Annotated in this window: 17 protein-coding genes and 2 riboswitches; of the genes, 10 read left to right on the top strand and 7 right to left on the bottom strand. The window is 73.3% G+C overall.

The window, feature by feature from the left end; genetic code table 11:
• The first annotated feature begins 8 nt into the window (after nt 1-8).
• On the top strand, nt 9-644 hold the full coding sequence (locus ASF37_RS04130; protein ID WP_156368122.1) for a hypothetical protein: 636 nt from the start codon (nt 9-11) through the stop codon (nt 642-644).
• A gap of 91 nt (nt 645-735) precedes the next feature.
• Here ASF37_RS04130 and ASF37_RS04125 read toward each other — a convergent pair whose 3' ends face one another.
• Complete coding sequence (locus tag ASF37_RS04125) at nt 736-1,314, bottom strand: TetR/AcrR family transcriptional regulator (RefSeq protein ID WP_055961103.1); 579 nt, start codon at nt 1,312-1,314, stop codon at nt 736-738.
• Between the two features lie 125 nt (nt 1,315-1,439).
• Between ASF37_RS04125 and ASF37_RS04120 the strand changes: the two genes are divergently transcribed.
• Together ASF37_RS04120 and ASF37_RS04115 are read left to right on the top strand one after the other, a co-directional pair.
• Nucleotides 1,440-4,457: a BTAD domain-containing putative transcriptional regulator gene (locus tag ASF37_RS04120; protein WP_162239937.1), complete on the top strand. Its 3,018-nt coding sequence runs from the start codon at nt 1,440-1,442 to the stop codon at nt 4,455-4,457.
• A gap of 133 nt (nt 4,458-4,590) precedes the next feature.
• On the top strand, nt 4,591-5,172 hold the full coding sequence (locus ASF37_RS04115) for a M23 family metallopeptidase (RefSeq protein WP_056579198.1): 582 nt from the start codon (nt 4,591-4,593) through the stop codon (nt 5,170-5,172).
• A gap of 61 nt (nt 5,173-5,233) precedes the next feature.
• On the opposite strand, the gene ASF37_RS04110 is transcribed toward ASF37_RS04115, so the two are convergent.
• Complete coding sequence (locus ASF37_RS04110) at nt 5,234-6,073, bottom strand: NAD(P)H-binding protein (RefSeq protein ID WP_056579197.1); 840 nt, start codon at nt 6,071-6,073, stop codon at nt 5,234-5,236.
• Between the two features lie 81 nt (nt 6,074-6,154).
• Between ASF37_RS04110 and ASF37_RS04105 the strand changes: the two genes are divergently transcribed.
• Nucleotides 6,155-6,586 carry an Rrf2 family transcriptional regulator gene (locus tag ASF37_RS04105; RefSeq protein WP_056579190.1) on the top strand — a complete coding sequence of 144 codons (432 nt, stop codon included), beginning with the start codon at nt 6,155-6,157 and terminating at the stop codon, nt 6,584-6,586.
• On the opposite strand, the gene ASF37_RS04100 is transcribed toward ASF37_RS04105, so the two are convergent.
• Complete coding sequence (locus tag ASF37_RS04100) at nt 6,583-7,293, bottom strand: TetR/AcrR family transcriptional regulator (protein ID WP_055961088.1); 711 nt, start codon at nt 7,291-7,293, stop codon at nt 6,583-6,585. The two genes, ASF37_RS04105 and ASF37_RS04100, sit on opposite strands and share 4 nt — an antisense overlap.
• Nucleotides 7,294-7,394: 101 nt before the next feature.
• Here ASF37_RS04100 and ASF37_RS04095 point away from each other — a divergent pair, with 101 nt between their 5' ends.
• Nucleotides 7,395-8,858: an MFS transporter gene (locus ASF37_RS04095; RefSeq protein ID WP_056579189.1), complete on the top strand. Its 1,464-nt coding sequence runs from the start codon at nt 7,395-7,397 to the stop codon at nt 8,856-8,858.
• 46 nt (nt 8,859-8,904) lie between these two features.
• On the opposite strand, the gene cobF is transcribed toward ASF37_RS04095, so the two are convergent.
• The 4 genes from cobF to ASF37_RS04075 all read right to left on the bottom strand — a co-directional run bounded on the left by cobF (nt 8,905) and on the right by ASF37_RS04075 (nt 14,574).
• The gene (gene cobF / locus ASF37_RS04090) at nt 8,905-9,627 is read right to left on the bottom strand and encodes a precorrin-6A synthase (deacetylating) (RefSeq protein WP_235499951.1); all 723 of its coding nucleotides are present in this window, start codon (nt 9,625-9,627) and stop codon (nt 8,905-8,907) included.
• Between the two features lie 44 nt (nt 9,628-9,671).
• Entirely contained in the window at nt 9,672-13,265 is a 3,594-nt protein-coding gene (gene cobN / locus ASF37_RS04085; protein WP_056579188.1) for a cobaltochelatase subunit CobN, read from the bottom strand.
• Between the two features lie 29 nt (nt 13,266-13,294).
• Nucleotides 13,295-13,407, bottom strand: a riboswitch (cobalamin riboswitch).
• A 4-nt stretch (nt 13,408-13,411) separates the two neighbouring features.
• Nucleotides 13,412-14,050: a (2Fe-2S)-binding protein gene (locus ASF37_RS04080; RefSeq protein WP_056579187.1), complete on the bottom strand. Its 639-nt coding sequence runs from the start codon at nt 14,048-14,050 to the stop codon at nt 13,412-13,414.
• Nucleotides 14,047-14,574 (bottom strand): SRPBCC family protein, encoded by a 528-nt coding sequence (locus ASF37_RS04075; RefSeq protein WP_055961072.1) that lies wholly within the window; start codon nt 14,572-14,574, stop codon nt 14,047-14,049. Before ASF37_RS04075 ends, ASF37_RS04080 begins: the two co-directional genes overlap by 4 nt.
• A gap of 81 nt (nt 14,575-14,655) precedes the next feature.
• Between ASF37_RS04075 and ASF37_RS04070 the strand changes: the two genes are divergently transcribed.
• The 5 genes from ASF37_RS04070 to ASF37_RS04050 all read left to right on the top strand — a co-directional run bounded on the left by ASF37_RS04070 (nt 14,656) and on the right by ASF37_RS04050 (nt 19,343).
• Nucleotides 14,656-15,162, top strand: a complete 507-nt coding sequence (locus ASF37_RS04070) for a hypothetical protein (RefSeq protein ID WP_056579186.1) — start codon at nt 14,656-14,658, stop codon at nt 15,160-15,162.
• A gap of 33 nt (nt 15,163-15,195) precedes the next feature.
• Nucleotides 15,196-16,275, top strand: coding sequence for a nicotinate-nucleotide--dimethylbenzimidazole phosphoribosyltransferase (cobT, locus tag ASF37_RS04065; protein ID WP_235492832.1), 1,080 nt, complete (start codon nt 15,196-15,198; stop codon nt 16,273-16,275).
• An 11-nt stretch (nt 16,276-16,286) separates the two neighbouring features.
• Nucleotides 16,287-16,410: riboswitch (cobalamin riboswitch) on the top strand.
• Between the two features lie 52 nt (nt 16,411-16,462).
• Nucleotides 16,463-17,497 (top strand): ABC transporter substrate-binding protein, encoded by a 1,035-nt coding sequence (locus tag ASF37_RS04060; RefSeq protein WP_056579185.1) that lies wholly within the window; start codon nt 16,463-16,465, stop codon nt 17,495-17,497.
• Nucleotides 17,494-18,579, top strand: a complete 1,086-nt coding sequence (locus ASF37_RS04055; protein ID WP_235499950.1) for an iron ABC transporter permease — start codon at nt 17,494-17,496, stop codon at nt 18,577-18,579. Before ASF37_RS04060 ends, ASF37_RS04055 begins: the two co-directional genes overlap by 4 nt.
• Complete coding sequence (locus tag ASF37_RS04050) at nt 18,576-19,343, top strand: ABC transporter ATP-binding protein (protein WP_056551822.1); 768 nt, start codon at nt 18,576-18,578, stop codon at nt 19,341-19,343. Before ASF37_RS04055 ends, ASF37_RS04050 begins: the two co-directional genes overlap by 4 nt.
• Nucleotides 19,344-19,471: the final 128 nt, after the last annotated feature.

Below are 19,471 nucleotides of genomic sequence, written 5' to 3'. Positions count from 1 at the left end.
AGGTCGTCGTGTCCCCTCTCGCCGCCATGCCCGCCTGGGCCGCCCGCGTCATCGCCGTGCAGATCATCGCGGTGCTGACGATGATCGCGATCGGCCTGGTCGTCCTGCTGCCCTACCTCCCGCGGCTCGCGGCTGCCGGCGCGGCGCTGCCCCAGATCACCGAGTCGGCCGAGCGGTCGCCGACGACCCTCGACCAGGTGGAGCGCATCGACGGCAACGTCGAGAAGGTGGTGCCCCCGGTGCTCGAGGCCGTGGCGGTGCTTCCGGAGGTCGGGGAGCAGCTCACCGAGCTGCTCGGGGTCGCACGCTCCCTCGGGTCCGCCGCCGACGGCGTCGTCGCCGCGGCCGAACCGTTGGCCGCCGTCGGCACCGACATCCGCGCGCTGCAGGAGCGGCTCGACGGCCTGGAGACGCAGCTGGGCAAGCTCGAGGCGCTCGGTGAGCCGCTCGACTCCCTCGCGGCGTCGGCCGAGCCGCTCCCCGGCCAGCTCGAGCAGCTCACCACGGCGGCGACGGCCATCGCGTCGCTCGTGGACGTCGTCGACCAGCTGGTGGCCTCGATCGGCCGCATCGAGCAGCACGCGGCCAACCTCGACCGCAAGACCGGCCCCGTCCTGCTCCCGGACCTCACCGGCGTCCGCTGACGACCCGGCTCGTCTCCCCGTTTCGGACACTTCCGGGGCGGTTCGGGGCGTCGAGGTGCCCCGGAAGTGTCCGAAACGCGGGGACGAGCGGTCAGTCGGAGCGGGTGGCGTGGTCGACCAGCACGGCCAGCTGGTGGAAGGCGGCCGCGTCGTCGAGGCCCGTGTCGGCCTCCACGGCACCGCGGTGGATCGCCTCCAGCACGAGCCCGGCGACCGCGCCGACGAAGCGTGGGTCGAGGCGTCGCCGCCCCGAGGCCTCGACGAGCTCCTTGACCCGCTGTGCCGCCAGGCGCACGTTGGTGCGGTAGACGTCGCGGGCGGGCTCGTAGGCGTCGAGGTCGGCGAAGTAGGTGGGACCGGCGGGGGCGAGCTCCTCGGCGATCGCGTCGAGGTACACGCTGATGCGCCGGCCGGTGTCGGGCTCGGCGGCCACGCGACGCTCGACCGCCTCGGTGGAGCGTCGGAACGACTCGCGCACGGTCGCCTGGATGATCTGCTCCTTGCTCGCGGCGACCACGTAGAGCGTGGACTTGGAGCAGCCGAGACGGCGGGCGAGGTCCTCGAGGCTGAAGGCCAGGAAGCCCTCGGCGTGGAACAGTGGGATGAGCTCGTCGAGGAGGGCGCCGCGGCGTGCGTCGTCGCGGGCGGCGACGCTCGTCGGACGGACCATCGCACCAGGATACCCGGCGCAGTACCACAGGGGCTGTGTCGGTACTGGGAGCGTCGTGTCCACCGACTGGACGACGGCCCGGGCGAGGTCTGCCGGGTCCCGGGACAGGCACTACTGTCGGCAGCGTGGCACGGGGGCGTCGGGTCGAGGTGGCCGTGCTCGCGACCGTTGTCCTGCACGTCGACGACGAACCCGTCCGGCTGTCCGGTCTCGAGCGAGCGGTCCTAGCGCGCATCGCCCTGACGAGGTCGGCCACCGCCGCCTCCCTGCTGACGTGGCTGTACGGCGAGGACCCGCCGGCGTCGGCGCCGAACCGCGTGCAGGCGTTGATCTCGGGGATCCGACGCAAGTGCTCTGCCCCGGTGATCGAGACCACGCCGGGCGGGTACCGCCTCGTCCCCGACGTGCAGGTCGACGTCGAGCGGCTGGCGGTGCTGCGGGACCGCGCCCGTGAGCTGGCGGCGGTCGCGGACCCGGCCTGCCTGCGGTCCTTCCGCGAGGCGTCGACGCTCCTGGGTGACGAGTCGTTGCAGGACGTGCCGTCCACGGCCGCCGTCGAGATCGAGCGGTCCCGGCTCGACGCCGAGCGGCTCGCCCTGTGGGAGGAGCACGCCGCCGCCGCGCTCGCGCTGGGCCGCGCCGACCAGGTGGTCGCCGACCTCGCCACGCTGACGGCTCGGCACCCGTTCCACGAGGCGTTGCTCGCCCAGTACGTGCTCGTCCTGGCGTCGACGGGGCAGCAGGAGCGTGCTCTCGGGGTCTACCGCGAGGCCTACGACCGGCTCGACAGCGAGCTCGGGGTCGAGCCCTCCGCGCGGCTCCGGGAGGCGCATGCCGAGGTGCTGCGGGGGCCCCAGGTGCCCGCGCCGGCCGGTCGGGTCGCCCACGTCCCGCGCACCCTGCCGCGGCGGGCGCCCGGCTTCGTCGGTCGAGACGAGGAGATCGACCGCATCGTCGGGGCCGTCGCCCAGGTCGACGACGCGCCCCTCGTCGTCCACCTCACCGGTCTGGCCGGCATGGGCAAGAGCGCGCTGGCCGTGGAGGTCGGCCAGCGCCTGCGCGACGACTTCCCGGACGGCTCTCTGCACCTCGAGGCCGGCAGCGCGCCCGCGCTCGAGGTCGGTGCGGTCCTCGCCACCTTCCTGCGCCTGCTCGGGGTGCACCCCGACGCCGTCCCTGGCGGCACCGCCGAACGGGCCGCCCTCTACCGGTCGCTGCTCGACGAGCGGCGCGTCCTCGTGGTGCTCGACGGCGTCGACGCACACGCCGGGGCGACGTCGAGCGAGCTGTCGCTCCTGCTTCCGGCGTCGCCGGGGTCGATGGCGATCGTGTGCTCGCGCTACGACCTCGCCTGGTTGCAGCCGGACCTCCACGTGCAGGTGGGGCCGCTGTCCGGCACCTCCGGCCGAGCGCTCCTGGCCGGGGTGCTGGGGGACGACCGGATCCGTGCGGACCATGACGGTGCCGACCGGCTCGTCTCCACGCTGGGCGGCATGCCGCTCGCGCTGCGCCTCGCCGCCGGACGCGCGCGGCAGCGTCCGGACGTGGGGCTCTCACGCCTGGCCGAACGGCTGTCGTCCGGGGGACTGGGCACCGACGACGTGGCCGCCGCACTGGCGACGAGCCTCTCCGACGTGTGGGAGCGCGTGCCCGAGAGCGTGCAGGAGGTGGCCCGACGGGTCGCGCGACTGCCGGTGGCGACCTTCAGCGCCTGGGTCCCTGGCGCGCTGCTCGGCGACGACGCGGCAGGAGAGCACGCGATCGACGCGCTGTGCGCGGCGCACCTCGTGGAGCCGGTGCGCCGCAGCGGCCAGACCCCCCAGTTCCGACTCCACGACGTCGTGGCCCGGTTCCTCGTGGGCTCGCACGACGACGATGTCGACGTGGCCGACGTGGCACTCGTCGCCGAGCAGCTGCTGGCACGTGCGGTGGTGCCGTACCGGGACCATCCGACCCAGCTCGTCCCGGTCCCACCGGCACCGGGTCGGGCCGTCGGCGACGGTCCTCGGCGGGGCACGCCGGCCCTCCAGGAGCGCGAGTCGGCCGTGGCGTTCTTCGCGACGGAGAACGCCACGGCGCGGACCCTCGCGAGGACGCTCGCGCCGGTGCGGGCCGACCTCGCGTGGAGGCTGCTGGCGATCACGGCCCCGGCGCACCACGTGTCGCCGTCCGAGGGCGACTGGCTCGACGCCCTCGACGTGGTCGAGAAGCACCTCGACGCCATGGACGGCGACCGTCGACTCGGTGCGGCCCACCTCGACCTGTGCCGTGCGTGGCACCTGCAGTCCCGGGCCTCCTCCTCGGAGCCGGCGCGGGCACTCGCCGACGCCGCACGTCGGCGGCTCGTCGAGCAGGGGGCGCACGCACCTGCGACCGCCGCAGCCGTCGTGGCGGCGTCGTCGGCGCTCTCCGTGGGTCGGCGCGACCTGGCGGAGGCCGACCTCGCCGGGGCCGACGAGTCGCTGGACCACCTCGACGACGCGGTGCTCGCAGGCTGGGTCGAGATCATGCGTGGCACCGTCCACCACGACTACGACGAGCTCGACGCCGCAGCGGGTGCCTTCACCCGCGCCCGCGAGCTCCTGGCCGCCACCGCGGCGCGCGGCGCGTTCCGCCAGGCCACCCTCGAGCTGTCGCGCACCTGCCGGCGGCGGGGCTCGATCGACGCCGCCGAGGCGCTGATCGTCGAGGCGCTGGAGCTCTTCGACGGCGGGGTCGACGACCACGTCCACGGCTACGTCGTCGACGCCCGCGCCGAGGTCGCCGTCGCCCACGGCCAGGCGACGGAGGCGTTCGAGCGGGCGCAGGAGGCGCGGGCGTGGGCCCGGCGTGCTCGCGACGCCTTCCTGGCGGCCCGGTCGCGCCGCTCGCTCGCCGGCGCGCTGCGCCTGCTCGGCCGCCTCGAGGAGGCCGAGTCCGAGCTGGTGGCCAGCGTGGAGGAGCTCACCGCCCTCGGCCGGACGCTCAGCGCCGCTGCGTCGCTGCGCGACCTCGCCGTGCTGCTGGAGCTGATGGGCAGACCCGACGACGCCGGGGAGGCGTCGCGGCGCGAGCGTGAGGCGCGCGCCGCGGCGCGCCTGCACCGTTCACGGGTGGATCCCACGGGACCGACCCCTCGTGCGGTCCCGTCCGGCTCCTCCTAGGTCGTCCACGTCGTCGATCGTCGCGGACGCCGCTGCGAGGACGCTGCGAACGACGCGGAGCAGGATCGCAGCGCCGGTCGACAGCCTGGTGGGGTTGGCGCGGCAGAGGCTGCGCCCCGACATCGGAGGACCCATGAACACACGACGCACCCTCGTGGCCGCCGCGGCCGGCTCGATGGCCTCGGCCGCCCTGCTCGCCGGATCACTGGCCACCGGAACGGCCACCGCCTCCACGGTCTCGACGGAGGCCGAGGCGTCGCCCCAGGCCCGTCCGGCCTTCAAGGTGCCGTTCCGCTGCGGCCAGACCTGGCGAGCCGACACCCGCGACGGCCACAGCCCGTCGAGGTACGCGATCGACTTCAACCGAGGTGGCGGCAACGACGACCTCGGGCTGCCCGCGGTCGCGAGCGCGGCCGGCACCGTGACGAAGGTGCGTCGCCTGACGACCAGCTACGGCCACTACGTCGAGATCTCCCACGGCGGCGGCTGGTCGACGCTCTACGCGCACCTGCAGGAGGGCAGCATCAACGTCTCGGAGGGTCAGCGCGTCACGGCGACCACGCTGGTGGGCAAGGTGGGCAGCTCCGGCGGGGACTTCACGTCCCACCTGCACTACGAGCAGAAGCTCAACGGCGCGGTGCAGCCGGCGGTCATGGGTGGACGCGCCGCCACGTACCCGGCCACGCCCGGACCGAGCTTCACCCGCCCCTGCTGATCGGGGTCGCACGACGTCGGGGTCCGCACCTCAGCGGGCCCCGACGTCGTCGTGCGGGCGCTCAGGCCAGCGCGGTCGCCAGCGGGGTGGCCGGCCGGCCGGTGAGGTCCTCCACCGCGGAGGTGACCTCGGCGAGGCGGCCCTCGCGGATGGCCGTGCCGAACGAGGCGAGGAGCTCGGCCACGAAGGTGGGCAGTCCGGCCTGCTCCAGTCCTGCGACGTAGGCGGCGTCGTCGACCTGGACGACCTGGACCGGCTCACCCCGGCGCTCGGCGGCGAGGGCGGCGATGTCGGCGGCCGTCACCGACGTGGGTCCCGTGACATCGAGTGCCGTGTCGTCGACGTCGGTGCTCAGGAGGGCGCCCACTGCGGCGGCCGCGCAGTCGGCCCTCGTCACGTACGCGGCGCCGGCCTCGCCCGTGTTGGTCACGTAGGTGCCGGACGCCGCGGCCTGCGCCACCACGTCGGACTGCATGTCGGCGTAGAGGTTGTTGCGCAGGAAGGTCCAGCGCAGGCCGCTGTCACGCAGTGCCTGCTCGGTGCCGAGGTGGTCGGGCGTCACGAGCGCGGGGTTGTCCTCGCTCGGGTCGGGCAAGGACGTGTAGAGCACGCGGCGGACGCCGGCCTTCGTGGCGGCCTCCACGGCGGCGCGCTGGCCCTCCAGTCGGGAGCCGACGACGTCGGTGGAGACGAGGAGGAGCTCATCGATGCCGGTGAACGCCTCCACGAGGCCCTCGGGGCTGTCGAAGTCGGCCGCGCGGGTGGTGGCGCCTGCGGCGGCGATCTTCTCGGGGGAGCGGCTGAGGAGGACGACGTCGGCGGGGGCGACCTTCTGGAGGAGGAGCTCCGCAGCGAGCGAGCCGAGCTGTCCGGTCGCGCCGGTGATGCCGTAGGTGGTCATGAAGGTTCCTTACTGTCATCAGTCTGGTTGCTGTTGGTCACAACTATAACCACACTGGTGGCGGTATGGCATCATGGGGGCATGGCCAGCCCGCAGAGCACCCAGTTCGCCGTGGCCGTGCACGTCCTCACCTACCTCGCAGGAAGCGGGGCGGGGCCGTCGTCGCCGCATCCTCGCACCGTGGGTGCGACGGAGCTCGCGGCCAGCACGCAGGTGACGCCCGTGCACGTGCGACGTGTGCTCGCTCCCCTGAGGGAGGCCGGCATCCTGGCGTCCACGCCCGGCGCCCGCGGCGGCTGGCGCCTGCTCGTGGAGCCCGAGCGGATCACGCTCGACACCGTGTGGCGCCTCGTCCGCGGGGACGAGCCGGTGCTGGCGATCCACCTGCCGAGCCCGAGGTGCCCTGTCGGGCGCAGCATCCAGGACGGCCTGCACGACGTCGACGCGGCGGTCGCGCGCGCCACCGAGGAGGCCCTGGCGCGGACGACCGTCGCCGACCTCGTCCCGGCCTAGTCGCCCGCCTGCAGGCGCAGGCCTGCGAGCAGGAGGTCCAGGCCGGCGACGAACTGTGCGCTGTCGTCGTGGTCGGCGAACACGTCCAGGATCGTGTGGAGGAACGGCCACGTCGCAGGATCGAGGCCTCTCCACTCGTCCACCGTGCGGCTCATGTACTCCGCGCGGGTGGTGCTGCCGTCGATGACCTCCTCGGGCGGCTGCTGTCCGAGGTCGGCGGCGATCCCGACGACGTAGCCGACCACGGCCGACGCCGCGTTGAAGGTCTCGAGGGGACCCAGTCCGAGCCGCAGGACCTGCTGGCCCACGCGCTCGTAGTAGCGGAGCGAGTTGGGCTGGGACCCGGTGTTGCGCATGAAGTAGGCGCCGAGCCACGGCCGGTCGACCACGGCCTCGAAGAGCGCGATGGCCGTGCTGCGCAGGTCGTCGATCGGGTCGCCGTCGACGAAGTCCTCGGTGGCCTCGAGCACGCCCTCGAGGACGAAGTCGGCGGCCCGCTCGAGCAGCTCGTCGCGACTAGAGACGTACCAGTAGATGCTGCCCACGCCGCCGCCCATGCGTGCGGCGAGGGCGCGGAACGTGAGGGCGGAGTCGCCGGCCTCGTCGAGCAGTCGCACGGCCTCGGTCATGACCGACTCCATGGAGTGCGAGGCGCGGCGGCGCTGCTTGAGGCGGTCGTCCGGACCTCGGTTGCGCGGCGGCGTCACGATCGGCGTCTCCTCATGCCTTGCATCGTACCGAACGTTGTTCTATCGTATCGAACGTCGTTCGAGAACCGAACGGCGTTCGATGCCTCCGGAGGTGCGCCATGAGCCACGACACCGCGTCCCCGACGACCCGCACCTACACCTCGCTGCGTGCCGCCTGGATACCCCTGACCGCCCTCTGTCTCGCCTTCTTCGTCGAGATGGTCGACAACACGCTGCTGTCGATCGCGCTGCCCACGATCGGCCGCGACCTGCACGGCACCACCACGTCCCTGCAGTGGGTCACCGGCGCCTACGCGCTCACCTTCGGCGGGCTCATGCTCACCGCGGGCTCGGTGGCCGACCGCTTCGGTCGACGCCGCGTCCTGCTCGTCGGCCTCGTCGCCTTCGGCACCATCAGCCTCGGCGCCCTGCTCGTCGAGTCGACGGCCGAGCTGATCGCCCTGCGTGCCGCGCTCGGCCTGTGCGCCGCCGCGATGGCGCCGATCACCAACTCGCTCGTGTTCCGGCTGTTCGACGACGAGGACCTGCGGCGGCGCGCGTTCCCGCTCATGATGATGGTCGGCATGGCCGGGTTCGTCCTCGGACCGGTGCTGGGCGGCTCCGCGCTCGAGCACGTCGGGTGGGAGTGGCTGCTGGCCGTGAACGCCCCCATCGCCCTCGTCGCATGGATCGGTGTCCGGATCGGAGTCTCGGCCGACCACCCCGACGACCTCACCGACGACGCCCTCGACCTGCCCGGCGCGTTCCTCAGCGTGATGGCCATCGGCCTCGGGGCCTACGCCCTGACGAGCGGGGTGGAGCGCGGCTGGCTCTCGGCCGTCACCCTCGCCTGCGTCCTGGGATCGCTCGCCGCCGCGGCCACGTTCGTCCGGCACGAGCGCCGTACCACGTCACCGATGCTCGATCTGCGGGTCTTCTCGCGTGGCACGGTGCGGGGCGCGACGATCGCCCAGGTGGGCACGTCGGTCGCGATGACGGGCGTCCTGTTCGCGCTCGTGCTGCACTTCCAGTACGCCTACGGCTGGAGCCCGGTGCGCGCCGGTCTGGCGAACCTGCCGATGATCGCCACCATGCTCGCGTCCAACCCGCTCACCGAGGTGATGGTCCGACGGCTCGGCCACCGCATCGCCTGCCTCGTGGGTGCCGGCCTGCTCGCCGCCGGCCTCGTGTGGATGGCGTTCGCCGTGGAGCACGGCTACCTGGCGATCGTCGTCGGCATGGTCGTGATGTTCGTCGGCCTGCGCACGGTGATGATGACCTGCGCCGTCGCGCTCATCGGGGCCATGCCCGGCAACCGCACCTCGCTCGGCGCCGCGTTGAACGACACCGCGCAGGAGGTCGGCACCAGTCTCGGCACCGCCCTCGTCGGCACGCTGCTCGCCACCCTGGTGGTGCAGGTCCTGCCGACCGGGAGGTGGAGCGCCGAGCTCGTGCAGTCGTTCTTCGACGGGGAGCGGGTCGTCTTCCTGGTGCTCGCCGTGCTGGCCGGCGGGATCGCGGCCTACGGGGCGAGCACGTTGACGGACTCCCGAGCCACCGAGGAGGAGCCGGCGACCGCATGACCGGGGTCGCTGCGCCGGTGGACGAGGATCGCTCGGCACTGATGGATCAGAGCTGGCGGAGCAGGAAGAGGTCCATCACCCAGCCGGCCTCGGCCTTCGCTGCGACACGCTCCGCGGTGATCTCGGCCGCGACGTCCTTGACGGCACCGGAGACGAGGTGTTCGGACGGCGATCCGAGGTTCGCGCCCCACCAGACGTGCCAGTCGTCGAGGCCGCTCAGGTCCGTGCCCGACGTCAGGAAGACGACGACGTTGTCCTGCCCCTGCTCGAGGGCCTCGCGGAGCCGGCGCTCGGTGGTCACGTGGATCGGCTGCCCGACCTCGTGCAGCACGATCCGGTGCCGGGCGGCGAGCAGCTGCAGGGCGGAGATGCCGGGCAGCACGTCCCAGTCGAACGTCAGGTTCCCGCGCGCCAGTACTCGTTCGACCACGCGGATCGTCGAGTCGTAGAAGGCGGGGTCGCCCCAGACGAGCAGCACGGCGTCGCCCGGGTGGGCGAGCAGCGCCGACTCCCAGGCCTCGGCCCGTGCCTCGTGCCAGTCGCCGACCGCGGACTCGTAGTCGAGGGCTGTCCTGTCCCGCGGTGGATCGACGACCTCGATCACGCGCAGGTCGGGCGCGTGGTGGGCCAGCAGCTCCCGGCGCGCGGCGGCGAGCGGGTCACCGGCCCGCTTCACCGTCACCAGCGCGACCGACGCCGACCGCAGCGCCGCGACCGCCTCGACGGTCAGGTGGTCGGGGTGGCCGAGACCGATCCCGACCAGGGTCACTCGCCGCCCAGGGCCCGGCACCCCTGCCGGCGTCACTCGCCGCGTCACGCGTGGCGGTCCTCGAGGTCTCCCTCGAGGTCGAGGTAGACCTGCTGCATCGCGGCGACGACCTCGGGGTCGGGCTCGGCCCAGAGGCCGCGCTCGGCCGCCTCGCCCAGCCGCTCGACGATGCCGCGCAGCGCCCAGGGGTTCGACTTCCGCATGAACTCCTGGTTGGTCTCGTCGAGGACGTACTCCTTGGCGAGCGACTCGTACATCCAGTCGTGCACGACGCCGGCGGTGGCGTCGAATCCGAAAAGGTAGTCCACCGTGGCGGCCAGCTCGAACGCGCCCTTGTAGCCGTGGCGCTGCATCGCGCCGATCCAGCGCGGGTTCACCACGCGGGCACGGAACACCCGGTTGGTCTCCTCCTGCAGCGTGCGCGTGCGCACCGCGTCGGGCGACGTCGAGTCGCCGACGTAGGCCTTGGGCTCGGCGCCGGTCAGCGCGCGGACCGTCGCGATCATGCCGCCGTGGTACTGGAAGTAGTCGTCGGAGTCGGCGATGTCGTGCTCGCGGGTGTCGATGTTCTTCGCCGCCACCGCGATGCGGCGGTAGTTGGCACGCATGTCCTCCGACGCCGGGGCGCCGTCGAGGTCGCGACCGTAGGCGAAGCCGCCCCACGCCGTGTAGACCTCGGCGAGGTCGTCGTCGGTCTTCCAGTTGCCGGCCTCGATGACCTGCAGGATCCCGGCACCGTACGAGCCCGGCTTCGAGCCGTAGATGCGCGTCGTGGCCCGGCGCTCGTCGCCGTGCTCGGCGAGGTCGGCCTGGGCGTGGGCACGCACGAAGTTCTGCTCGAGCGGCTCGTCGAGCTCGGCCACCTGGCGGATGGCGTCGTCGAGGATGCCGATGACGTGCGGGAACGCGTCGCGGAAGAAGCCGGAGATGCGGACCGTGACGTCGATGCGCGGACGCCCCAGCTCCTCCAGCGGGACGACGCGCAGGCCGTTGACGCGGCGCGAGGCCGGGTCCCACTCGGGCTCGACGCCGATGAGGGCCAGCACCTCGGCGATGTCGTCGCCCGAGGTGCGCATGGCCGACGTGCCCCAGACCGAGAGGCCCACGGATCGCGGGTACTCGTCGGTGTCGGCGAGGTGCCGCTCCACGAGCGACTCGGCCATCGAGCGGCCGGTCTCCCACGCCAGCCGCGACGGGACGGCCTTCGGGTCGACGGTGTAGAAGTTGCGGCCCGTGGGCAGCACGTTGACGAGTCCGCGCAGCGGGGAGCCGGACGGACCGGCGGGGATGAAGCCGCCGTCGAGCGCGTGCAGCACGTGGTCGAGCTCGTCGGTGGTCTGCGCGAGGCGCGGGACCACCTGCGTGGCGGCGAAGTGCAGGACGTCGCGGACGACGGGGTCGTCGTGCAGGCCGTCGACGGCGGAGGGGTCCCAACCGGCCTCCTCCATGCCCTGCACCAGGGCGTGCGCCTGCTGCTCGATCTCGTCGATGGCGCGCAGGGCGTCCTCCCCCTCCTTGAGCCCCAGGGCCGACCGCAGGCCGGGGACGGCTCCGGTCTCGCCGCCCCAGATCTGGCTCGCCCGCAGGATCGAGAGCACGAGGTTCACGCGCGCCTCGCCCGCCGGAGCCTGGCCGAGGACGTGCAGGCCGTCGCGGATCTGGGCGTCCTTGATCTCGCAGAGCCAGCCGTCGACGTTGAAGATGAAGTCGTCGAAGTCGTCCTCGTCCGGGATGTCGTCCAGGCCGAGGTCGCGGTGCATCTCGGCGGCCCGCATGTGCGTCCAGATCTGCGAGCGGATCGCCGGCAGCTTGGCCGGGTCCATGGCGGCGATGTTGGCGTACTCGTCGAGCAGCTGCTCCAGCTTCGCGATGTCGCCGTAGCTCTCGGCCCGCGCCATGGGCGGGATGAGGTGGTCGACGATCGTGGCGTGGGCGCGTCGCTTGGCCTGCGCCCCCTCGCCCGGGTCGTTGACGAGGAACGGGTAGATCAGCGGCAGGTTGCCGATGGCGGCGTCGGTGCCGCACGACGCCGACAGGGCCGCGTTCTTGCCCGGCAGCCACTCCATCGAGCCGTGCTTGCCCAGGTGCACGACGGCGTGCGCACCGAATTCCTCCTCCACCCAGCGGTAGGCGGCGAGGTAGTGGTGCGAGGGCGCCATGTCGGGGTCGTGGTAGATCGCGACCGGGTTCTCGCCGTAGCCGCGGGGCGGCTGGATCATGAGCACGACGTTGCCGGCGCGGATCGTCGCGAGCACGATCTCCTGCTCATCGTTGACGAACAGCTTGCCGGGGGCGGGGCCCCAGGCCTCGAGCATCCCGTCGCGCAGGTCGGGGTGGAAGCCGTCGAACCACTCGGCGTACCGGGCGGCGGGGATGCGCACGTGGCTCTCGGTGAGCTGCGTGTGCGTGAGCCACTCCTCGTCCTGGCCGCCGGCGTCGATGAGCGCGTGGATGAGGGCGTCGCCGGCCTCGGTGAGGTCGTCGAGCTCCAGACCGGGGATCTGTCCGGGCTCGCCGAGGTCGTAGCCGGCGTCACGCAGCTCGCGCAGCAGACGGATCGTCGAGACGGGGGTGTCGAGGCCGACGGCGTTGCCCACCCGGCTGTGCTTCGTCGGGTAGGCCGACAGCATGAGCACGACCTTGCGCTCGGCCGGCGGGGTGTGGCGCAGGCGGGCGTGGGCGGCGGCGATGCCGGCCACGCGCGCGCTGCGCTCGGGGTCGGCCACGTAGCGGGGGAGACCGTCCTCGTCGACCTCCTTGAAGGAGAACGGGGCGGTGATGATCCGACCGTCGAACTCCGGGATCGCGATCTGGTTGGCCGAGTCGAGCGGCGAGACGCCGTCGTCGGAGGCCTCCCACTCGGCGCGGCTCGAGGTGAGGCTGAGGCCCTGGAGGATCGGGATGTCGAGGGCCTTGAGACGCGCGACGTCCCACGACTCGTCGTCGCCGCCGGCGCTGACGGTGCCCGGCTTCGTGCCGCCGGCCGCGAGCACCGTGACGATGAGGGCGTCGAGGTTCGCCATCTCCTCGAACAGCGCGTCGGGGGCGGCGCGCAGCGACGAGCTGAAGATCGGGACGCCGACGGCGTCGCCGGTGTCGTCGATCGCGTCGGCCAGCGCGTGCGCGAAGCCGGCGTTGCCGCTGGCCTCGTGGGCGCGGTAGTACAGCACGCCGATCCTGGCCTTGCCCGTCTCGTCGTCGCCCTGCGGGCGAGGAGCAAGACCCCATTCCGGCAGGACCTTCGGGGGCTCGAACCCCTCGCCGGTCAGCATCACGGTGTCGGAGAGGAAGGCGTGCAGCTGGGCGAGGTTCTCGGGGCCGCCCTCCGCGAGGTACACGTGGGCGTCGGCGCAGACGCCGATCGGGACGGTCGACTGCTCCATCAGCTCGGCGCTGGGCGACTGCTCGCCGCCGAGCACCACCATCGGCTTGCCCGTGGCGCGGATGCGCGCGAAGCCCGAGCAGAGGTCCTGCGGCGAGCCGAGGATGCGCGCGACCACGAGGTCGGCCGCCTCGATCGCGGCGGCCATGTCCTGGTGGCCGGGCTTCGCCGGGTTGGCGTAGACGTAGTCGGCGCCGCTCGCGCGGGCCGAGAGCAGGTCGGTGTCGGACGTCGAGAGCAGCGCGATACGCGTCATCAGGGTTCCTCCTCGGGGTTCTCGCCCCGTGCGGTGGGAGTCGCCGCGGAAGGTGTCTGGCTGGCCTGCAGGCAGGCGTCACAGTGGCGGAACCGCGCCGGACTCGCACCGGCTTCCCTGATCCGCGGCGACGGATCGCGGTCAGCCTAGCGGCCTCGCGCCGGGATCACGCAGTCGCCGCAGTACCCGCCGCCGGGGATCCGGTAGTAGAGGCAGCAGGAGCGGCGCACGTACGGCGGTCCCACGTCGCCGGTGCCCGCGAGGTAGGGGTGGGTGAGCGCGTCGGCGCCGACGTCGAGCGCGGCGTCGCGCAGGTCGGGCCGGGCGAGCGTGGCCATCTTCAGCGCACCGAACGCCGCGGACGACGCGTTGCCCGCCAGCACCTGCTCCGACAGGCCATGGGCGTCGTGCAGACGACGGGCGAGGGGCTCGACCACGTCGGACAGGACGGCGTGAAGGTCGGCCGGACCCCAGGCGCCGGCCGCGAGAGGGAAGGTCCCGGTGGGCTGCTCACGCCAGTGGAGGTCGGCCGGGGCGTCGACGTCGAGCAGCAGCGCCCCGATCGTCGGCGACAGCAGCCGGGCGAAGAGACCGAGCGATGCGATCGAGGCGGCCACACGGGGTTCCACCTCCGCGTTCGAGCGCGACCGGAGGACCAGGTGCGCCGCGACGACGCGGTGGTCCGGGAACGGGCCGTCGAGCAGCTCCGCGAGGGGGTGCCAGCCCTCGCCCGTCACGGTCTGCTCGACGGCGAAGAACTCGCCCAGCCGGGCGAGCGCGGTCACTCGGGTGACCCGGGCTCACGCTCCCGGTCCGCCTCCAGCTCGCGCTTGAGCCGGTCGAGCGTGCGCCGGATGTTGCCGCGCTGGAACGTGGCGAAGGAGTCCCGCCCGGTGGCCACGCGGTCGAACACCGAGGCCGTCCAGTCGGGCCAGCCCTTGCGGCCGTCGACCCAGGTCTCCGTGACGAGCGTGCCTCCCACGGCCGGCTCGAACGCGTACTCCCACGTGGCGACGCGCACCGGCAGCAGCCGCTCGCCCAGTCCCCACGCACGCACGTCGAAGGCGAACCGTCGGCCGGGCTCGGCGATGGTCACGACGCACCGGGTCCTCCACCGGCCGCGACCGCGCTTGTTGTCGCCGACGAACACCGTGCCCTTGACCACGGGAGCGTCGGGATCGGCAAGCGTCGCGCCGGTGTTCTCGGGACTCCAGCGCCCCATCTGCCGCACGTCGCTGACCGCGGCGTAGGCGGTCTCCGGGTCGACGCCGACGACCACGGTGTCGCTGACGGTGAGGGCTCGGGACATGCAGGGGAGGCTACTCGCGTGCACGTGCTCGCACCGAGGGAAGGTGTGACGTCGTGACGCGGCTCGCACCCCCGTGCCAGCATGACCGCCATGGACCTGCGCGAGGTGACCGACAGCACCAGCTGGCGCGACCCTGCCCCGCCGCGCCTGCCCGCCGTCGACGTGCCGTCGTGCACGCACCCGCCGGACGCCGAGATCGGTGCCGGCCGGGTGGACCTGTTCGGCATCGACCACGACGACGTCGCCCGGTTCCACCGCACGAGTCGAGGTCTCACCCATGCCTACACGGCCGGCCGCCCGCACGACGGGGCCGTCCTGAGGCACGTCCCGATGGGCTACACCCAGCTCTACGACCACGAGAAGGTCGCCGTGGTCGTCGACGGGCGGGTGCTGCGGCTCTGGGCCGCTCGCGGCACCGTCCAGGCCTTCGACCTCGTGGTGCCGCCGTCGTCGGGGCAGGACCTGCTGGTACTGGGAGCGTCGCACCCCGTTCGGTATGCGGTGGGGGAGGCCTGCAACCTCTCGGCGCGGCTGCCCGGCGTCCCTGTGCTGGTCGCGCGACGTCTCGCCGAGCACGGCTGGCACTGATGAGGTCCGCTGGGCACTCGGTACGGTTCCCCCGTGCCTGACCACACTGCGCCCGACCACAGCGTGCCTGACCTGACGTCCCCCACCTCCGTGCGCCCGCCGGACGCCGCGGCCCACGCCGCTGCCGCCGCCCGACTGGCCGACCTCGCCACGCCCCCCGGCGCGCTCGGACGTCTCGGCGACCTGGCCTGCTGGATCGCCGCCACACAGGGCGAGGTGCCGCCGCGTCCGGTCGAGAACGTTCGGGCCGTCGTGCTCGCCGGCGACCACGGCGTGGTCGGCTCGGGCGTCTCCGCGTTCCCGAGCGCCGTCACCCCCGCCATGGTCCGGACCTTCGCGTCCGGCCGGGCCGGCGTGAGCGTGCTCGCCGCCCAGCACGGCGTGAGCCTGCGCGTGCTCGACCTCGGCGTCGACGACGACCTCGACGGCCTGCCCGACGAGGTCCGCGTCTTCAAGGTGCGGCGCGGCTGCGGCTCCATCGACGTCGAGGACGCGCTCACGTCCGAGGAGACGGGTCTGGCGATCGAGCACGGTCGCACGATCGCGGCGCAGGAGATCGCGTCGGGTGCGCAGCTGCTGGTCACCGGCGACATGGGCATCGGCAACACGACCCCGTCGGCCGCGCTCGTGGCCGCGTCGCTCGGCCTCCCCGGCGTCGAGGTCGTGGGTCGCGGGACCGGCATCGACGACGCAGGTCTGGCCCGCAAGGCCGAGGTCGTCCAGACCGCGCTGGACCGTGCCGGCGAGCGTGTGGCCGACCCCGTCGACCGGCTCACCGCGCTCGGCAGTGCCGACCTCGCCGCGACCGTCGGCTTCCTCGTCGCCGCGGCCGAGGCGGGTGTCCCCGTGCTGCTCGACGGACTCATCTCCGTGGCCTGCGCCCTGACCGCCGACGACCTCGCACCCGGTGCAGCCGCCTGGTTCGCCGCCGGCCACCGCTCCACCGAGCCGGCGCAGGGCTTCGCCCTCGAGAAGCTCGGCCTGGAGCCCCTGCTCGACCTCGGCATGCGGCTCGGTGAGGGCAGCGGCGCCGTCGCCGCCGTGCCGCTGGTGCGCTCCGCGGCGCTGCTCCTGCGCGACGTCGCGCTGCTGTCGGAGGTCCTGGGCGGCTGAGTCGGCCGGGCGTCGAACGGGAGTGCTACGGTGCGGCTGCCACGCGAGGGAACCCGGTGAGAGTCCGGGACTGACGCGCAACGGTATGGGCGGCGACGCCTGAGTCCGACACCCGCTGGCGACCCGCGGCACTCGCCGTGGGGCTCCACCGGGTCTCGCGCAACGGACCCCCGAGCGAAGGATCGCGATGCGACCACGCTTCAGCCCCTCCCTCTCCGCCGCCCTGCTGGCGGCCACGCTCCTCGCCGCGTGCGGCTCGTCGACCGACTCAGGGTCCTCGACGTCGGCCGCGTCCACGAGCGGCTTCCCGGTCACGGTCGAACGCTGCGACCGTGACGTCACCGTCGAGAGCCCGCCGCAGCGCATCGTGTCCCTGAACCAGGGCACCACCGAGATCCTGCTGAGCCTCGGCGTGGCCGACCGCATGGCGGGTGCCGCGGGCTGGACCGACCCGATCCTGCCGTCGCTGGCCGAGGAGAACGCGACGGTCGAGCGTCTCGCGGACCAGGCGCCGTCGTACGAGGACCTGCTCGCGACCGAGCCCGACCTCGTGACCGCGTCGTTCGCGAACACCCTCAGCGAGGGCGGCGTGACCACGCCCGAGAAGCTGGCCGGCTTGGGCGTCCCCGCCTACCTGTCGGCCGTCGAGTGCGAGAAGTCCGACTTCGGCGCCGGTGACGGCACCCGTGACGAGCCGCTCGAGATGGAGTCGATCTACACGGAGGTCCGCGACCTCGCCGCGCTCGTGGGCGAGGAGCAGGCCGGCGAGGACCTCGTCGCCTCGCTCGAGGATCGCATGGCCGCCGCCGCCGCGGCCGACTTCGACGGCACGTCGGTCTTCTACTGGTTCGCCAACTCCGAGGCGCCCTACGCCGCGGGCTGCTGCGGGGGGCCGGGCATCATCACGCGAGCGCTGGGCCTGGACAACGTGTTCGAGGGCGAGCAGGACGAGTGGCCGCAGATCGGGTGGGAGTCGATCGCGGCCACCGATCCCGACGTCCTCGTCATCGGGGACCTGACCCGCAGGAGCCAGACCGCGGAGAGCGGCAAGGCCAAGATCGCGTTCCTGGAGTCCAACCCGGTCACGCGGGAGATGACCGCGGTCAAGGAGAAGCGCTACGTGCTGCTGGCCGGCGCCGAGCTCAACCCGTCGATCCGCACGGTCGACGCCGTCGAGAAGGTCGCGGAGGGCCTGCGCGACCTGGGGATCTCAGCGTCGTGACCTCCCTGCTGGTCGACGAGCGCGAGGCCCCGGGCGACGTCGCGACACCGCCCGACCGGGGGGCTCGGGGCTCCCGACGCGGTCTGGTGCTGGGCGTGGTGACTCTCGCCGCGCTCGCGGTGTCGATCGCGGTCGCCACCACGATCGGGCCGTCGGACCTCGGCCCGCGCGACGCCGTGGCGGTCGCGCTGGCCAAGGTCGGGCTCGGGTCGTCGGGCCTCACCGGCATCCAGGAGGCGATCGTGTGGGACCTGCGCCTCCCGCGGGCGGTGCTGGCCGCAGCCTGCGGGGCCGGGCTGGCCCTGTGCGGCGTGGTGCTGCAGTCGCTGCTGCGCAACCCGCTGGCCGACCCGTTCGTGCTCGGCATCTCCTCGGGCGCATCCACCGGTGCCGTGGCCATCGTGGTGCTGGGTGTCGGAGCCGGCTCGGCCACGCTGGCCTCCGGGGCGTTCGCCGGGGCGCTGCTGGCCTTCGGGCTCGTGCTCGTCCTGGGCATGGCCTCCGGCGGGACGACCGACCGGATGATCCTCGCGGGCGTCGCGGCCACCCAGCTGTTCGCCGCGCTCACGTCGTTCATCGTGTTCACCGCCGCCGACGCCGAGCAGACCAGGGGCGTGCTGTTCTGGCTGCTCGGGTCGCTCGGCACCGCCTCGTGGCGCGACGTCCTGGTGTGCGGGGGGCTGGTGCTGGCGGGCCTGGTGGTCTGCTGGCTCGCGGCCGGGGCGCTCGACGCGTTCACCTTCGGCGAGGACGCGGCGGCCGCGCTGGGGGTCTCCGTGCTGCGCATCCGGCTGCTGCTCCTCGTGGTCACGGCCCTGATGACCGCCGTCATCGTGTCGACGTCCGGCGCCATCGGGTTCGTCGGGCTGGTGCTGCCGCACGCCGCACGAGCCGTGGTGGGGGCGCGGCACCGGGTGCTCGTGCCCGTCTCCGCCGTGCTGGGCGCGATCTTCCTGGTGTGGGTCGACGTCGGCGCGCGCACGGTCATCGCTCCGCAGGAGCTGCCGGTCGGCGTGGCCACGGCGCTCGTGGGCGTGCCGGCGTTCGTCGTGATCCTCCTGCGGCGGAGGCAGCGCTCATGAGCATCAGCGCCCGCACCGTCTCGTGGGGGGTGCGCGACCGGCTGATCGTCGACGGCGTGGACCTCGACGTCCGGCCCGGCAGCACCGTCGGCCTGCTCGGCCCCAACGGGTCCGGCAAGTCGTCGCTGCTGCGACTCCTCGCCGGTCTGCGACCGGCCTCCTCGGGGGTCGTGCGTCTGGGTGAGGACGACGTGACGCAGCTGAGCCGACGGCAGGTGGCGCGTCGTCTCGCCGTGGTCGACCAGGACGTCACCACCGACACCCAGCCGACCGTGCGCGACGTCATCGGTCTCGGACGGCTGCCACACCGCTCGACGTGGGCTCCCACGTCCGCCGCGGACCGGGCCGTCGTCGAGCGGGCCGCCCGCACCACGCGCACGTCGCACGTGCTCGACCGCGCCTACTCGACGCTCTCCGGGGGCGAGCGCCAGCGGGTGCAGATCGCCAGGGCGTTGGCCCAGGAGCCGACCGAGCTGCTGCTCGACGAGCCCACCAACCACCTCGACGTCCGCCACCAGCTGGAGCTCCTGGAGCTGGTGCGGGCGGCACGCACCACCACCGTGATGGCGCTGCACGACCTCAACCTGGCGGCCACGTACTGCGACACCCTCGTCGTGCTGGCCGACGGTCGGGTCCGGGTCGCGGGGCCACCCGCCGAGGTGCTCACCGCCGAGCTCGTGGCCGACGTCTACGACGTGCAGGCGGTCGTGACCGTCGTGGACGAGGTGCCGCACGTGAGGTTCACCGGGGTGACCGGCGCATGACGTCCGGGGAGCTTCCCTGTGGGGCCGGGTCGTACCGCCCTGGGAGAAGGCGTCGACCCGGCCCACCCGGCACGCGGCGTTGGGAGTGGTGCACGCGCGCCGTCACTGCGTACAACGTGGTTGAAGAC

Origin of the sequence: Aeromicrobium sp. Leaf289, assembly GCF_001423335.1 — a bacterium.
Classification (GTDB): Bacteria; Actinomycetota; Actinomycetes; order Propionibacteriales; family Nocardioidaceae; genus Aeromicrobium.
The sequence above is the reverse complement of the archived record's forward strand: the minus strand, read 5'-3'. Positions and strand labels throughout refer to the sequence as shown.

Excerpts from the sequence above, each read along its gene's own strand:
- ASF37_RS04125 (WP_055961103.1), bottom strand. The coding sequence starts at position 1,314 with ATGGTCCGTCCGACGAGCGTCGCCGCCCGCGACGACGCACGCCGCGGC.
- ASF37_RS04115 (WP_056579198.1), top strand. The coding sequence starts at position 4,591 with ATGAACACACGACGCACCCTCGTGGCCGCCGCGGCCGGCTCGATGGCC.
- ASF37_RS04110 (WP_056579197.1), bottom strand. The coding sequence starts at position 6,073 with ATGACCACCTACGGCATCACCGGCGCGACCGGACAGCTCGGCTCGCTC.
- ASF37_RS04105 (WP_056579190.1), top strand. The coding sequence starts at position 6,155 with ATGGCCAGCCCGCAGAGCACCCAGTTCGCCGTGGCCGTGCACGTCCTC.
- ASF37_RS04095 (WP_056579189.1), top strand. The coding sequence starts at position 7,395 with ATGAGCCACGACACCGCGTCCCCGACGACCCGCACCTACACCTCGCTG.
- cobN (WP_056579188.1), bottom strand. The coding sequence starts at position 13,265 with ATGACGCGTATCGCGCTGCTCTCGACGTCCGACACCGACCTGCTCTCG.
- ASF37_RS04075 (WP_055961072.1), bottom strand. The coding sequence starts at position 14,574 with ATGTCCCGAGCCCTCACCGTCAGCGACACCGTGGTCGTCGGCGTCGAC.
- ASF37_RS04070 (WP_056579186.1), top strand. The coding sequence starts at position 14,656 with ATGACCGCCATGGACCTGCGCGAGGTGACCGACAGCACCAGCTGGCGC.
- ASF37_RS04060 (WP_056579185.1), top strand. The coding sequence starts at position 16,463 with ATGCGACCACGCTTCAGCCCCTCCCTCTCCGCCGCCCTGCTGGCGGCC.
- ASF37_RS04050 (WP_056551822.1), top strand. The coding sequence starts at position 18,576 with ATGAGCATCAGCGCCCGCACCGTCTCGTGGGGGGTGCGCGACCGGCTG.